Origin of the sequence: Streptomyces sp. NPDC002935 (assembly GCF_040611295.1) — a bacterium.
Taxonomy (GTDB): Bacteria; Actinomycetota; Actinomycetes; order Streptomycetales; family Streptomycetaceae; genus Streptomyces.
Map to the genome: position 1 here is coordinate 37,975 of NZ_JBEXNW010000017.1, position 13,453 is coordinate 51,427.

The 13,453-nt window shown below is 70.6% G+C and carries 13 protein-coding genes and 2 tRNA genes; 11 read left to right on the plus strand and 4 right to left on the minus strand.

What is annotated here, in order from left to right; genetic code table 11:
- Positions 1 to 268 precede the first annotated feature (268 nt).
- A complete protein-coding gene (locus ABZX90_RS23270; protein WP_355207616.1) occupies positions 269 to 2,347 on the minus strand; it encodes a hypothetical protein in 2,079 nt (692 codons plus the stop codon).
- 497 nt (positions 2,348 to 2,844) lie between these two features.
- Here ABZX90_RS23270 and ABZX90_RS23275 point away from each other — a divergent pair, with 497 nt between their 5' ends.
- Positions 2,845 to 3,057 carry a hypothetical protein gene (locus tag ABZX90_RS23275; RefSeq protein WP_355207619.1) on the plus strand — a complete coding sequence of 71 codons (213 nt, stop codon included), beginning with the start codon at positions 2,845 to 2,847 and terminating at the stop codon, positions 3,055 to 3,057.
- 25 nt (positions 3,058 to 3,082) lie between these two features.
- Here the strand turns inward: ABZX90_RS23275 and ABZX90_RS23280 are convergent, their stop codons facing one another.
- Positions 3,083 to 3,739, minus strand: a complete 657-nt coding sequence (locus ABZX90_RS23280) for an NAD(P)H-binding protein (RefSeq protein WP_351126451.1) — start codon at positions 3,737 to 3,739, stop codon at positions 3,083 to 3,085.
- 108 nt (positions 3,740 to 3,847) lie between these two features.
- On the opposite strand from ABZX90_RS23280, the gene ABZX90_RS23285 reads away from it, so the two are divergent.
- Positions 3,848 to 4,954, plus strand: a complete 1,107-nt coding sequence (locus ABZX90_RS23285) for a hypothetical protein (protein ID WP_355207622.1) — start codon at positions 3,848 to 3,850, stop codon at positions 4,952 to 4,954.
- Between the two features lie 156 nt (positions 4,955 to 5,110).
- On the opposite strand, the gene ABZX90_RS23290 is transcribed toward ABZX90_RS23285, so the two are convergent.
- Positions 5,111 to 6,361, minus strand: coding sequence for an amidohydrolase family protein (locus ABZX90_RS23290; protein ID WP_355207625.1), 1,251 nt, complete (start codon positions 6,359 to 6,361; stop codon positions 5,111 to 5,113).
- A 437-nt stretch (positions 6,362 to 6,798) separates the two neighbouring features.
- Here ABZX90_RS23290 and ABZX90_RS23295 point away from each other — a divergent pair.
- The 8 genes from ABZX90_RS23295 to ABZX90_RS23330 all read left to right on the plus strand — a co-directional run bounded on the left by ABZX90_RS23295 (position 6,799) and on the right by ABZX90_RS23330 (position 11,984).
- Positions 6,799 to 6,871, plus strand: a tRNA-Thr gene (locus tag ABZX90_RS23295).
- A 46-nt stretch (positions 6,872 to 6,917) separates the two neighbouring features.
- Positions 6,918 to 6,990, plus strand: a tRNA-Met gene (locus tag ABZX90_RS23300).
- Positions 6,991 to 7,077: 87 nt separating this feature from the next.
- Entirely contained in the window at positions 7,078 to 7,242 is a 165-nt protein-coding gene (gene rpmG, locus ABZX90_RS23305; protein ID WP_004571794.1) for a 50S ribosomal protein L33, read from the plus strand.
- Positions 7,243 to 7,432: 190 nt separating this feature from the next.
- Positions 7,433 to 7,885 (plus strand): MaoC family dehydratase N-terminal domain-containing protein, encoded by a 453-nt coding sequence (locus ABZX90_RS23310; protein WP_355207628.1) that lies wholly within the window; start codon positions 7,433 to 7,435, stop codon positions 7,883 to 7,885.
- Position 7,886: 1 nt separating this feature from the next.
- Complete coding sequence (locus ABZX90_RS23315; RefSeq protein WP_351126460.1) at positions 7,887 to 8,315, plus strand: MaoC family dehydratase; 429 nt, start codon at positions 7,887 to 7,889, stop codon at positions 8,313 to 8,315.
- Between the two features lie 132 nt (positions 8,316 to 8,447).
- Entirely contained in the window at positions 8,448 to 9,017 is a 570-nt protein-coding gene (locus tag ABZX90_RS23320; RefSeq protein WP_351126462.1) for a helix-turn-helix domain-containing protein, read from the plus strand.
- A gap of 265 nt (positions 9,018 to 9,282) precedes the next feature.
- Positions 9,283 to 10,761, plus strand: a complete 1,479-nt coding sequence (locus ABZX90_RS23325; RefSeq protein WP_351126648.1) for a DHA2 family efflux MFS transporter permease subunit — start codon at positions 9,283 to 9,285, stop codon at positions 10,759 to 10,761.
- Positions 10,762 to 10,928: 167 nt separating this feature from the next.
- Entirely contained in the window at positions 10,929 to 11,984 is a 1,056-nt protein-coding gene (locus tag ABZX90_RS23330; RefSeq protein WP_355207632.1) for a UDP-N-acetylmuramate dehydrogenase, read from the plus strand.
- Positions 11,985 to 12,032: 48 nt separating this feature from the next.
- On the opposite strand, the gene ABZX90_RS23335 is transcribed toward ABZX90_RS23330, so the two are convergent.
- Positions 12,033 to 12,665 carry an NAD(P)H-binding protein gene (locus tag ABZX90_RS23335; RefSeq protein ID WP_351126465.1) on the minus strand — a complete coding sequence of 211 codons (633 nt, stop codon included), beginning with the start codon at positions 12,663 to 12,665 and terminating at the stop codon, positions 12,033 to 12,035.
- Between the two features lie 107 nt (positions 12,666 to 12,772).
- Here ABZX90_RS23335 and ABZX90_RS23340 point away from each other — a divergent pair, with 107 nt between their 5' ends.
- Complete coding sequence (locus ABZX90_RS23340; RefSeq protein ID WP_355207636.1) at positions 12,773 to 13,450, plus strand: TetR/AcrR family transcriptional regulator; 678 nt, start codon at positions 12,773 to 12,775, stop codon at positions 13,448 to 13,450.
- Positions 13,451 to 13,453: the final 3 nt, after the last annotated feature.

Sequence of the window (13,453 nt, forward strand, 5' to 3'; positions counted from 1 at the left end):
CAGGTTCGGGATCTCGCCGCCCTCGCCCCCTCGTCAGCGTGACCCCTTCAGCGTGACCCCCGTCAGGCCGCGTAGCCCGTGTTCCGCCACGGCGGTCAGCTCGGTGGCGGTCGGTGGGGTGCCTGGGGGCAGCTGGGCGGCAGGCCGGACAAGAACCAGGCCAGGCGGATCACCTCACGCGGCCTGTAGATCTTGGAGCAGGCGGCCGCCGCACAGACCGTGCGGCGGCCGCCTCCTCCGGGGTCACCGGGGTACACGCCCCGAGGCCTCAGCCCTTGACGCGTTCGCTGTCCAGCGTCGACCTGGCGTTCCGCTGTGTCGGGATGACCGGGAGCGCTCGTGCCGCCATACCCGCCCGGTGTTGGTCGGCCGCCGCGCACAGCGCACGGGCAGCCTCGTTGAAGCGGGCGACGGACGGCGGGTCGGAGGGGCCCAGCAGATGCAGCTTGAGTTCGCTGCGGGCCTCGGCGTAGGTGTCCTTCTCGGGGTGGCGTACGGACTCCAGCAGGGCCGGTATGCCGGAGCCGTCCGACGTGAGGACGGCGCCTGCCCGGACGGTGGGGAAGGCGTCGCGGAAGTCCTGCTCGCAGAGGCCGCTGGTGTTGGCGACGGCGTAGGGCTTCTCGCTCGCCAGATAGTCGGAGATGACGCTGGAGACATCGCTGACCAGCAGATCGGCGACGTTGAAGCAGGCATAGACGGTCGGCCGCGCCCCGACGACGATCTGGTGCTCCCACGCGGGGAACGAGGCCCAGTACGCGGCCTCCCAGGCGGCGGTAGCGGCGGCCACCGCCGCGGCACGATCGGGTCCGGAGACCGTCTGCAGCAGCATCCGCTCCACGTCGTCCGCGCTCGCCCGGAACGAGGACGTGGTCAGCCGGTCGAGTTCGGCGGTGCGGTGGGCCAGTTCGGCAGCCGCGGCGGGCGCGGGTCCCTCAGCGGGGTGTTCCGCGGCACGGCGAGGGTTCGCGGCGCGGATCATCTCCTGGATCCGGGCGTCCGCGGCTCCCGCGCGGGGTTCGACCGAGCCGGTCAACGGGTGCGGCTTGTACAGGAGCCGGACCCCCGGATCGGCCAGGAGGGCGCGGACCATGTTCTCGCCGGCCTCGATGATCGAGGTGTTGCCCGGGTTGCCGTCCCAGCCCTCCCAGGTGGGAGCGTAGAGAACCGTGGTGTACGGGCCCGCGGGAGCACCGGCGTACGGCTCGATCGTCTCCAGCTGAGGGCGTCCGATCTCCACGACGTCCCTGTCGTCGATCCCCACGTCCGCCAGGGCGTACCGCTCGCGCGCCGCGGGACCGGCCACCCACACCTCGTCGTACGCCTTCGCGTACGGATTGCAGCTCGACAGCTTGTCGCTCTCGCCGTGGTTGACGAACGCGTGCTTGATGGTGGGGATCCGCAGCACCTGCGAGGTCTTCCCCGAGTTCGACGGGTGGATCAGCATCTTCAGCGTGGAGTGCTCCAGCCTCATCAGGTCGGCGACCCTCGGCAGACACACGATCGGGATGTCGGTGGAGGCGATGTGCTTCACCATGAAGCGTTCACGCAGCACGATCAGCGGACGGCCCTCGATCCGGGCCAGCGGCTCCAGCCACATGTTCGCCTGATAGGCCGAGCTCGTGCCGCCGGAGAAGTACATGCCCACGGTCGGCCGGTACTCGGCGAGCCAGGCCTCGAACCATTCCAGCGCCTGCTCGCTCGTCACCGGCCTGCGTGCCGGCAGCAGCCGCAGCAGCAGCATGCCGAGCGCCACCGCCCCGAAGGCGGCGGACAGGGCGATTCCCGCGGCGGCCCACCGGGCCGAGCCGGTCGCCGCGGTGATCAGCAGACCGGCCGTCGAGGGCAGACCGAGCGTGAGGAGCCGCTGCCCGGCGCGCTGCATCAGCAGCAGCTCCGGGAGAGCGGGGCTCAACCGCAGGGGCGAGGCGTCGATGTTCCGGGTCACCACGGGCAGGGTGCGGGTGCGGCGCACGACGATCGCGAGCGCCTGGCACGCGAAATGCAGGGCGTAGAAGAGCAGCAGACCGCAGACGAGAGCCAGGTACCGCTTCTCGTAGTCCTGGTCCTCGATGCGGATCAGTCCTGCCACCAGCAGAAAGTCCCGGACGACTTGGCGCACGAACACGGTGGCGTGCAGCTTCCCGAGGGCGGTTGCCGTGTTCCGCTGCCACCGGTGCAGTGCGCTGTCCGCCGCCAGCCCGACAGCGGCGGAGGCCACGAGCAGGGGGACGCTGGGGAGGAGAGCACCCACTGCTTGAACGGCGAACGACAGGGCGAGCACCGTGGGGAGGAGGAGACGTATCGCTGCGGTGCGCAACCGAGCGGGCAAGGGCGATGCTGACACTTCGCGGGCTCCAGACAGCTCAAACATCCTCGGGCACGGACTCGTTGCCCGGCGCGATCGGATGGCCGAGGGGCCGGAAGCCCGGTGGGTACGGATGTTCTCTTCAGGAAGGTGGCCGGACTTTACCTGCCGGGTGCCGGGAATCTATAGGGCATGGGGCCGGACGTCACCTACCCCGTCGCATCCTCGGTTCCGGGGGTGCGCCGGAGTGGAGGAACGGACGGGTTTCCAGCCGGTTCGAAGCCGGGTGCGTCGGCCTCGGTGGCGCGTCGGCCCCACCCGCCGGCCCGGGTTGTGGCGTGGCCGGCGGGGCTGAGACCGGAGGCGGGCCGCGCCCCAAGGGCGGCGCGTGCCTGTGCCCTGCGCGGGTCCGGAAACCAGGAGCGAGACGGCGAACGGCAGACGGCGGGCGGGCCGAACGGCCGACGACGTGCGCACCGAACGGCCGACGACGGGCGGGCCGATGGGATCCGGCACCCACGGGGCACACTGATCCCATGTCATCGCGTCGCAGGAACTGCCCCGAGTGCCGTCGGGAGATCGCTGTCGTCGCGGGCCGGTTCGCTCGGCACGATCCGCGCGGCGTGCGGGGGAGCGGGGAACTGATCTCGTGCCCCGGTTCGCGCCGGCAGGCGCATCTCGGGGCGGCCCAGCCCGCGCTGGACGGCTATACCGTCCCGGAATTCCCCGGCCAGCTCCCGTTGTTCTGAACCGGTCCACCAAAAGGGTCGGGTCCTAGTTTCCCGCCACCGACTTCACCGCCACCGAGATCGGTGTCGAGCCGCTGACCGCTTCCAGGGTCAGACCGTTCGTGGCGGGGGTGTCGACCAGTTCCGCGAGGATGGCGGCGACGTCGTCGCGGGGGATCATGCCGCGCCCGGTGGAGGCCTCCAGGCGTACCAGGCCGGTCCCGGCGTCGTCGATCAAGCCTCCGGGACGCAGAATCGTCCAGTCCAGGCCCGTACGACCGCGTACGTACTCGTCGGCCTCGCCCTTGGCGCGCAGATACGCGTCGAAGACGTCGTCGCCCGGGTGGGCAGGGTCCGCGCCCATCGAGGAGACGACCACGTGCCGGCGTACGCCCGCGCGCGCCGCGGCGTCCGCGAACAGGATCGCGGCGCCCTTGTCCACCGTCTCCTTGCGGTCCACCCCGCTGCCCGGACCCGCGCCCGCCGCGAAGACGGCCGCGCCCGCGCCCTGCAGATGCGCGGCGACCTCCTCCACCGACGCCGACTCCAGATCGCACAGGACCGGCTCGGCACCGGCAGCCCGCAGATCGTCGCCCTGTTCGGCGCGGCGGATGATCCCCGCGACCTCGTCCCCGCGCGAGGAGAGCAGCCGCTCCAGCCGCAGCGCGATCTGACCATGACCACCAGCGATGACAATGCGCATGTTTCCGACCGTACGCCCGGATGAGCGCGTTCGCCGCACAACCCTGTGGGCAACTCGTGAGTCACATGGGTGATCACTGTGGACGTACGAGTGTCACCGCGAGAGCGAGTGAACACGCGAACGAAGGAACGCCGTGCGGGCTCGTACGGCGTCATAGAGGAGACCATCATCACCGCCATACGCAAGACCGTCACCGCGGCCGGCTGCACCGCTGTCCTGCTCGCCACGGCGGCCGCCTGCGGCACGGTCCAGAACCTCACAGCCGGGCAGAAGGTGGACCACGCCGTCGACCGGCTCGGCGAACAGAAGTCCCTCGCCTTCCAGTTGGACCTCGACGCCGACGCCGACGCGATCAACGCGCTGGCGGGCGAGGCCGGTCCTGACGAGGCCCTTCCGCCGGAGGCCGCGAAGTTCTTCAGCGGGCTGCGCGTCGATGTCTCCGTCAAGTCCAAGAAGCCGCTGGCGGATTCGGGCGAGAAGGACATCATCGGGACGAGCATGAAGATCACGGGGAGCGACGGGGTCCTGGTCGAGTACCGGGTCGTCGGCGACTTCACGTACTACCGCGCCGACATGAAGGCCGTCGGTGCCGCGATGGGCGTTCCCATGCCGTCGGCCGACGATCTCCCCGCCGGCGAGAAGGAGATGAGGAAGGTCCTCGAAGGCGACTGGGTGAAGGTCGACACCAAGAAGCTGGAGAAGGCCCAGAAGGCCCAGAAGGCCGCCGGAGGCGCCTCGAAGGGGGACGGTGCCGACGACATCGACGCCAAGACCCAGAAGAAGATCCTCGACGCCGTAAGCCGTGTCATCGCCCACGAGGTCACCTTCCGGACCAAGAACGGCGCCGACGGCGTCGAGCACGTCGTCGCCACGGGCAACTTCCGTGACCTGCTCACCGGCGTCTTCGACAAGCTCCGGCCGCTGCAGGACGAGCTGCCGGAGGGTGCGGAACTCCCCTCGGCCAAGGACCTCAAGGACGCTCCGAACAAGAAGGTCGCCGTCGACTTCACGCTGAAGAACGGCGACCTCCGGCAGATCAGGGTCGACCTGTCCGTCCTCGCCGACGGCCCGAAGAAGGCCAAGCTGCCGCTCGTCCTGAAGTTCTCCCGGGCGGGCGACATCAGCGCGCCGTCGGGGGCCACCGAGATGCCCGTGGACAAGGTTCCCGGGGGCGGCGCGCTTGGCGGTGCCTTCCTGGGCGGCGGCGAGTTCTAGGACCGACCCGCATGCGCGCGGCGGGTTCGAATCACCCAGCGCGCGGCGAGTTCTGGATACGCCCTCCACGCGCGCGTGGAGGGCGTACGACGACCTCTCACGCGCGCGGGCCGTCATCTCCTGCCGTGTGAGACCGCCGGACCCGCTTCGCCGGCGCTACGACGGCTCTCCCCGCCCTTGCCGGGGCAGCTCCGGCCCCGAAGCGGCCTCCGAGTTGCAGTACTCCCGCACCGCGTTGGTCCGCGCCACCACGCGCCCGCGGTGCACCACGATCCGGCTGTACGAGAGGGACAGCGCACCCGCGAGCCGGTCCCCGCGTACGGCGAGCAACTCGGCCGGGAATCCGGCCTCCACGCGCACCTCGGGCAACCCGAGGGCGGCTCGGGCGGTACAACTCACCGCGTCGTAGGCGTCCTCGGGGCGCAGCCCGTACCCGGAGGCCAGCAAGTAGGCGGCCTCCAGCGGGTCCCCGCGTCCCACCGGGTTGGACACGTCGCGCAGGGCGCCGCTGCCCGCCGCGACCCGTACGCCGGCCGACCGCAACAGCCGTACGGGAGCCGTGCCACGCCGGTCCGCCGAGCCGCAGCCGCCCTGCGGCAGGCACACCACCGTCACTCCGGCCGCGGCGAGTTGGTCCGCGGCGCGGGAGGCCACCTCGGCGGGCAGCCGGCCGAGCCCCCCGCACGGGCCGAGCGTCACCCCGGGCCGCAGCCCGCCCGCCATCGCCGCGAGGCGGGCGAGCCGGGCGGGATCGGCGGCGTCCGTGTGCAGATCGACCGGACAGCCGTGTTCGGAGGCGATCTCCAGGACCGCCTCCACATACCCCGTCGGATCGGGGTCCGCGTCCGGGCAGCCGCCCACCACGGAAGCGCCCATCTTCAGGGCGTCCCGCAGCATCGCGAGCCCGTCGGCGCCGGCCGCTCCGGTCAGTACCCGCGGCATCGCCACCGTCGCGAGCTCCGCGAGCCCCCGCAACGACCGCCGCACCTGAAGCACGGCCGCGAGCGCGTCCAGCCCCTGGACGTCGCCCACGCGCACATGGGACCGCAACGCCGTGGCGCCGTGGCCGAGTTGCAGCAGCGCGGCCTCGGTGGCCCGGCGCTGGATCTCCTGGTCGTCGTACGCGAGTGGGCCGTCGCCGTCGGCGGTCAGGGCGGTGTCGCTGTGCGCGTGGGCCTCGGCGGGGGCGGGCAGAAGGAGGTAGCCGTCGAGATCCACCTTCGCGGCGAGAGCCCCCGAGGCTCCCGCCGCCAGGCTCCCGGCGGTACCGACCGCCTCGATACGCCCACCGCCCAGCCGTACGTCCACGGATCGGCCGTCGGTGAGCCGCGCCCCGCACAGCAGGAGAGCGGCCGTGTCGGTCTGCCCCGACGGGGAGTGGGGCGGCTGCTGCTGACTGTCGGGCATCGCGCTCCTGGGGCTCGGGGGCGGCTGCGGGAGGGACGACTACGGAGCGTGGGGACACAAGATCACGCAGCGTGAGTCGAGCCTAGGGTGGCGACCCGTCAACGTCGGGGAGGAGCGCAATAGTCGTACCGGTGTGGCCCGTCGGCGGGGCGGGGCCCGGGCGCCGCGGGCCGGGTCGGGGATCAGCCGTTCACCGCCCGGTGCGGGAATCCGCTCTCTCGTCTGCCCGCCCCTCGTCCGCCCGTCCACCCCGGTGCCCGTCCCCGCAGGTGCGCAGGGGTGGCCAGGTGCCCGTCACCCCGTGTGATCCAGGGGGCCGGAGGGGCCGGTGAGGGCTTCTGGGAACGCCCGGGGAAGGGCGTGGGAACAGGCCGGGGCGGGTGCCGCGAAACGGATTTGGGCGATCGGCGGCGGACCGTGTAATGTCTTCATCGCTCGCCCCAATAGCTCAGTCGGTAGAGCGTCTCCATGGTAAGGAGAAGGTCTACGGTTCGATTCCGTATTGGGGCTCTGGTGCGAAAGGTTCCCGTCGCAAGGCGGGACCCGATCGCATCTCAGCGGTGTAGCTCAGTCGGTAGAGCAAGCGGCTCATAATCGCTGTGTCACCGGTTCAAGTCCGGTCACCGCTACTGACAGTAGCCGATTGTGGGGTCGGTCCTTCGATCGGCTACTCTTCTATGCGTTAATGTCCCATCCGTTCGTCAAGGAGCACTCCTGTGGCTGCCACCGACGTCCGCCCCAAGATCACGCTGGCCTGCGTGGAGTGCAAGGAGCGGAACTACATCACCAAGAAGAACCGGCGTAACGACCCGGATCGCCTGGAGATGAAGAAGCACTGCCCGCGTTGCAATGCGCACACCGCGCACCGCGAAACGCGTTAGTTTCAGGCTCGTACACGAGGCCGTCCCCTTCACGGGGGGCGGCCTCGCGTCGTTGTGGACCCGATGTCCGGCGCGCGACCAGGCGTCATACGTGGACCCGGCGTTTAGAGCGAAGATAGGCCGTCCGGCCAAGACGGTCGGTCCAGCTGTGACAACCAGTGCAGCGAAGACAACCAGGAGGTTCCGAGCCATGGCGCTCGACCAGTCCTTCGTGGGGCGGACCTACCCGCCCACCGACCCCTACGAGGTCGGCCGGGAGAAGATCCGTGAGTTCGCGGAAGCCGTGGGGGACGACAACCCCGCGTACACGGACCCCGAAGCCGCCCGGGCGCTCGGGCATCCCGATGTGATCGCCCCGCCGACCTTTGTGTTCGCCATCACGTTCAAGGCCGCGGGCCAGGTCGTCCAGGACCCGCAACTGGGTCTCGACTACAACCGGGTGGTGCACGGTGACCAGAAGTTCGCGTACACCCGCCCGGTGCGCGCGGGTGACCGGCTCACGGTCACCTCGACCATCGAGTCGATCAAGTCCCTCGCGGGCAACGACATCCTGGACATCCGTGGCGAGGTCCACGACGAGGCGGGCGAGCACGTCGTGACGGCGGTCACGAAGCTTGTGGCGCGCGCGGCGGAGGTGGGCTGACATGGCGGCGAAGATTTCCTACGCGGAGGTCGAGGTCGGCACCGAGCTGCCGGCCCGGGCGTTTTCCGTGACGCGTGCCACGCTCGTGCAGTACGCGGGAGCCTCCGGGGACTTCAACCCGATCCACTGGAACGAGAAGTTCGCGGTCGAGGTGGGCCTTCCCGACGTCATCGCGCACGGCATGTTCACCATGGCCGAGGCGATCCGCGTGGTCACCGACTGGGCGGGTGACCCGGGCTCCGTCGTCGAATACGGCGTCCGCTTCACCAAGCCCGTCGTCGTCCCGAACGACGACAAGGGCGCGACCATCGAGGTCAGCGGCAAGGTCGCGGCCAAGCTCGACGACAACACCGTCCGCGTCGACCTCGTGGCGACCTGCGACGGACAGAAGGTCCTGGGCATGTCACGAGCGGTCGTACGGCTCGCCTGAACCCGAGACATCGACGTGCCCGAGGTCACGGAGTAAGGGGCGCCCGCCACTGTGGGCGCCCCTTACGCGTTCCTCCAGAAGCCCCGGACTCTCCCCTTGACGTAGTTAGTGATTGAGTACTAACTTAGTCGCATGGTCAGGATGAGCGCAGAGGAGAGGCGCGAGAGCGTCATTCGCGCGGCGATGAGCGAGTTCGCTCATGGCGGCTACTACGGCACGTCCACCGAGACGATCGCCAAGCGCGTGGGTGTGTCGCAGCCGTATCTCTTCCGGCTCTTCCCGGGCAAGAGGGCGATCTTCCTGGCGGCTGCCGAGTACTGCATGGAGCTCGCCCGGCATACCTTCGAGGAGGCCGCCGAAGGGCTGGAGGGCGAAGAAGCCCTGCATGCCATGGCGAGTGCCTACATCAAGGTCATCGCGGAGCACCCGGAGCGGCTGCTCATGCAGATGCAGACGTACGTCGCGGTGGCGGCCGCCGAGGAGGCCGGCGATCGCGAGCTGGGCGAGGTGGTCCGGGCCGGCTGGATGCGGCTCTGGGACACGGTTCACGTGCCGCTCGGGGCCGACGTGGGCGAGACCACGACCTTCATGGCGTACGGAATGCTCGTCAACTGCCTGGTGGCGATGGGATTCCCGCCCGAGCACCGGGTCTGGGAAGGGCTCTATCCGTCGGCGCGGGTCACGGGCCGGCTGGAGAAGTAGCGGGACGGCGTGGGCGGAGTTCGGCGCCTTTTCATGAGCGCAAAAGTTAGTCATCAATAACTAACCACCGATAGCGATCACATCACCTTCTGGGGGAGCGATGTCTCAGCGGACGGCACGGACAGAAGAGAACGGATCAGCGGCACCCACCCCGACAGGGGTCACGGGATCGCCCGAGGGACCGGCCCCGGCGGCCGAAGAATCGGCTGCGGATTCGGCCACGGCATCACCCGGGCGTCGCGGCGGAGCCGGTTGGGCCCTTGTCATCACCAGCGTCGCCGGATTCATGGCGGCCCTCGACAATCTCGTCGTCACCACCGCCCTGCCCTCCATCCGCAAGGACCTCGGGGGAGGGCTGGACGACCTGGAATGGACCGTGAGCGCCTACACGCTCACCTTCGCCGTCCTGCTGATGTTCGGCGCGGCGCTCGGCGACCGGTTCGGCCGCCGCAGGCTCTTCCTCGTCGGCCTGAGCGTCTTCACCGGTGCCTCCGCCGCCGCGGCCATGGCGCCCGGTATCGACTCGCTGATCGCCGCCCGCGCGATCCAGGGCGTCGGCGCGGCGATCATGATGCCGCTGACCCTGACCCTGCTGACGGCCGCGGTTCCGGCCGCCAAGCGCGGGATGGCGTACGGGATATGGGGCGCCGTCAACGGACTGGCGGTCGCCTCGGGTCCCCTCATCGGCGGCAGCCTCACCGAACACGTCTCCTGGCACTGGATCTTCTGGCTGAACGTTCCGCTGGGCCTCGTCGTGCTCCCGCTCGCCCGGCTGCGTCTGTCCGAGTCGTTCGGCGCCGGCGCCCGGCTCGACTTCCCGGGCACCCTGCTCGCCAGCGGCGGCCTCTTCGGGATCGTCTACAGCCTGGTCCGCGGGCCCGCCGACGGCTGGACCAGCCCGTTCGTCCTGACCGGCCTCCTCGCGGGTGTCGCGCTGCTCACCGGTTTCGTCGTCCACGGCACCCGGGCCAAGAACCCGATGCTCCCGATGCGGCTCTTCCGCTCCCGTGCCTTCGCCGGGATCAACGCGGCCAGCCTGCTGATGTTCCTCGGGATGTTCGGCTCGATCTTCCTGCTCAGCCAGTACATGCAGGGCGTGCTCGGCTACTCGCCCACCGAGGCGGGGCTGCGGATGCTCCCCTGGACCGGCATGCCGATGCTCGTCGCGCCCATCGCCGGCTACCTCTCGGACCGCATCGGCGGGCGGCCCGTCGTCGCCACCGGGCTCTTCCTCCAGGCCGCCGGGCTCGCGTACTACGCCTCCGTGGTCGCCGCCGACGCCTCGTACGCCTCTCAGCTGCCCGCACTGATCATCAGCGGTATCGGGATGTCCCTCTACTTCGCCCCGGCCTCCAACCTGGTCATGTCCAGCGTCCGGCCGCAGGAGCAGGGCATCGCCTCCGGCGCCAACAACGCGCTGCGCGAGGTCGGCGGCGCGCTCGGTATCGCGGTGATGTCCTCGATCTTCTCGGCGCAGGGCGGCTACGCGACCGCGGAGAGCTTCATCGACGGCCTGCGGCCCGCGCTCGTGGTCGGCGCCTCGGTCGTCGCCCTCGCGGGCATCGCGGCCCTGCTCATCCCGTCCGCCCGGCGTGCGGCGCGTACCCGGACCGTCGAGCCCTCGGCGCACGCCCTCGAAAGCGACCTGAGCGAAGCCGATCCGGTCGAAGCCGATCCGGTCGAAGCCGATCCGTTCGAAGGCGACCGGCCCGCGACCGCCTCGCTCGAAACCGCCTCTCGCTGACGCCCGGAGCGAAGCGCCGATCGGCATCGCTTCGACCGAGCCCCCAGGACGGTCGTTTCGATCGAGCCCTGGAAAAGAGAGCGGCCCCGCCCACCGGCGGGGCCGTTCGCCTGTCCGGAACGCACCGGTGGCCGGGCGCCCCCGGCCCTTCTCGTAGTCTTGAGCCCGTGCAGGAACTCCACGATGCCCCCCTCGCCCCGCTGACCACCTTCCGGCTCGGCGGCCCGGCCGCCCGGCTGATCACCGCCACGACCGACGCCGACGTGATCGCCGCCGTGCGCGAGGCCGACGACGCCGGTACGCCGCTGCTGCTCATCGGCGGCGGATCGAACCTGGTCATCGGCGACAAGGGCTTCGCCGGGACCGCCCTGCGTATCGCCACCGAGGGCTTCTCGCTCGACGGTACGAGGCTGGAGCTGGCCGCGGGCGAGGTGTGGACCGACGCGGTCGCCCGCACCGTCGAGGCCGGGCTCGCCGGGATCGAGTGCCTCGCCGGCATCCCCGGCTCCGCGGGCGCGACACCGATTCAGAACGTGGGCGCGTACGGTCAGGAAGTGTCGTCGACGATCACCGAAGTGATCGCCTATGACCGGAAGACGCGGGAAACGGTCACGCTGACGAACGCGGAGTGCGCCTTCTCGTACCGGCACAGCCGTTTCAAGGCCGAGCCCGAGCGCCATGTGGTGCTGCGCGTGCGCTTCGAGCTGGAGGACGCGCAGGGACTGTCGGCGCCGGTCAAGTACGCCGAGACGGCCCGCGCGCTCGGTGTGGAGCCCGGCGACCGGGTGCCCCTCGGCGCCGCCCGCGAGACCGTCCTGAAGCTGCGTGCCGGTAAAGGCATGGTGCTCGACCCCGAGGACCACGACACCTGGTCGGCCGGGTCGTTCTTCACCAACCCGATCCTCACGGACGAGGCGTTCGCGGCGTTCCACGCGCGCGTGAAGGAGCGGCTCGGCGCCGACGCCGTACCGCCGGCGTACGCGGCCGGCGAGGGTCACATCAAGACCTCCGCGGCCTGGCTGATCGACAAGTCGGGCTTCACCAAGGGCTACGGAACCGGGCCCGCCCGCATCTCCACCAAGCACACGCTGGCCCTCACCAACCGGGGCGGGGCCACCACCGAAGACCTCCTCGCGCTGGCTCGCGAAGTCGTCGCCGGTGTCCACGACGCCTTCGGGATCACCCTGGTCAACGAGCCGGTGACGGTGAACGCCGGCCTCTGAGAGGCCCCGAGGGGCTGTGAAGAACTCCCGGCACAGGTAGGGCGCGCCCTAGTAGGCGACGCCCACGCCCTGCTTGACCGTCCCCGGGTCGTCGATCATCGCCAGCATCGCGTGGGCCACGTCGGCGCGCCCGATGAAGCGGCCCTTGGGCGGGAAACCTCCCACAGCCGTGCGATAGGAGCCGGTCACCGGCTTGTTCTGGAGCCGGGGCGGGCGGACGGCGGTCCAGTCCGTGGCACTGGCCGCCAGTTCGTTTTCCGTCTCCCGCAAGTCGGCGTAGATGTCCTTCAGGATGCTGGAGATCAGGCTCCGCATGGCGCGGTCGACGAGGGTGTCGTTCGCGGCGGCGGGGCCGACCGGACTCGCGCTGACCACCAGCAGCCGGCGTACCCGCTCCTCTTCCATGGCGCTCAGCACCGTACGGGTGAGCCGGGCCGCGACCCCGGCGTCCTTGCGGCTGCGGGCGCCGAGGCCGGACAGGACGGCGTCCCGGGCCGCGACGGCGGGGCGCAGCGCCCGCGGGTCGGTGAGATCCGCGCGGAACACCTCCAGACCCGCGCCCGTGACGGTGAGCCGCGCGGGATCCCGCACCACAGCCGTGACCTGGTGACCCGCGCCGAGGGCCTGGCGGACGATCTCCTGGCCGATGCCTCCGGTGGCACCGAGAACGGTGAGTTTCATGACCTGCTCCGCATGGATGGAGATGGGGTGGGTGAGTGTTCACTCACCCGTGCTCCTTCTAGAGTGGGTAAGTACTCACCCACCCGTCAACCCCGAGAGGATGTGCCATGGAATCCTTGGGCCCCATGCAGCAGAAATCCGCCCCGGAGTCCACGCCGTCGAAGCCGGCCAGGGTCCGCATCCTCGACGCGGCGCACGAGCTCATGCTCACCCTCGGCCTCTCCCGCGCCACCACGAAGGAGATCGCCAGGGCGGCCGGCTGCTCCGAGGCTGCGCTCTACAAGTACTTCGCGAGCAAGGAAGAGCTGTTCATCCGCGTTCTTCAGGAGCGGCTGCCCAAGCTGGGGCCCCTTCTGGAGCGGTTGACGGCCGAACCGGGGGAGCACCCCCTGGAGGAGAACCTCACCGAGATCGCCCGCCGGGCCGCCCTCTTCTATGAGCAGAGTTTCCCGATCGCCGCCTCCTTGTACGCGGAGACGCAGCTCAAGCGCCGCCACGACGAGGCCATGCGCGCCATGGGCGCGGGCCCCCACATACCCATCCGGGGGGTCGCCGCGTATCTGCGGGCGGAACAGCGGGCCGGGCGTGTCCAGCCGGACGTCGACACCTACGCGGCCGCGTCCCTCCTCCTCGGCGCCTGTGCGCAGCGCGCCTTCGCCTACGACGCCACCCAGGAGGGCGCGCCCCCGCCCCTGGACACCTTCGCGCCGGCGCTCGCCCGCACTCTGCTCGCCGGGATCGAGCCCAGGAACACGGCGGAGGCGGCGGAGGCGGCGGGGGCCTGAGGC

Coding starts and splice junctions, on each gene's coding strand:
- ABZX90_RS23275 (WP_355207619.1), top strand. CDS start 2,845: ATGTCATCGCGTCGCAGGAACTGCCCCGAGTGCCGTCGGGAGATCGCT.
- ABZX90_RS23280 (WP_351126451.1), bottom strand. CDS start 3,739: ATGCGCATTGTCATCGCTGGTGGTCATGGTCAGATCGCGCTGCGGCTG.
- ABZX90_RS23290 (WP_355207625.1), bottom strand. CDS start 6,361: ATGCCCGACAGTCAGCAGCAGCCGCCCCACTCCCCGTCGGGGCAGACC.
- ABZX90_RS23310 (WP_355207628.1), top strand. CDS start 7,433: ATGGCGCTCGACCAGTCCTTCGTGGGGCGGACCTACCCGCCCACCGAC.
- ABZX90_RS23315 (WP_351126460.1), top strand. CDS start 7,887: ATGGCGGCGAAGATTTCCTACGCGGAGGTCGAGGTCGGCACCGAGCTG.
- ABZX90_RS23320 (WP_351126462.1), top strand. CDS start 8,448: ATGGTCAGGATGAGCGCAGAGGAGAGGCGCGAGAGCGTCATTCGCGCG.
- ABZX90_RS23335 (WP_351126465.1), bottom strand. CDS start 12,665: ATGAAACTCACCGTTCTCGGTGCCACCGGAGGCATCGGCCAGGAGATC.
- ABZX90_RS23340 (WP_355207636.1), top strand. CDS start 12,773: ATGGAATCCTTGGGCCCCATGCAGCAGAAATCCGCCCCGGAGTCCACG.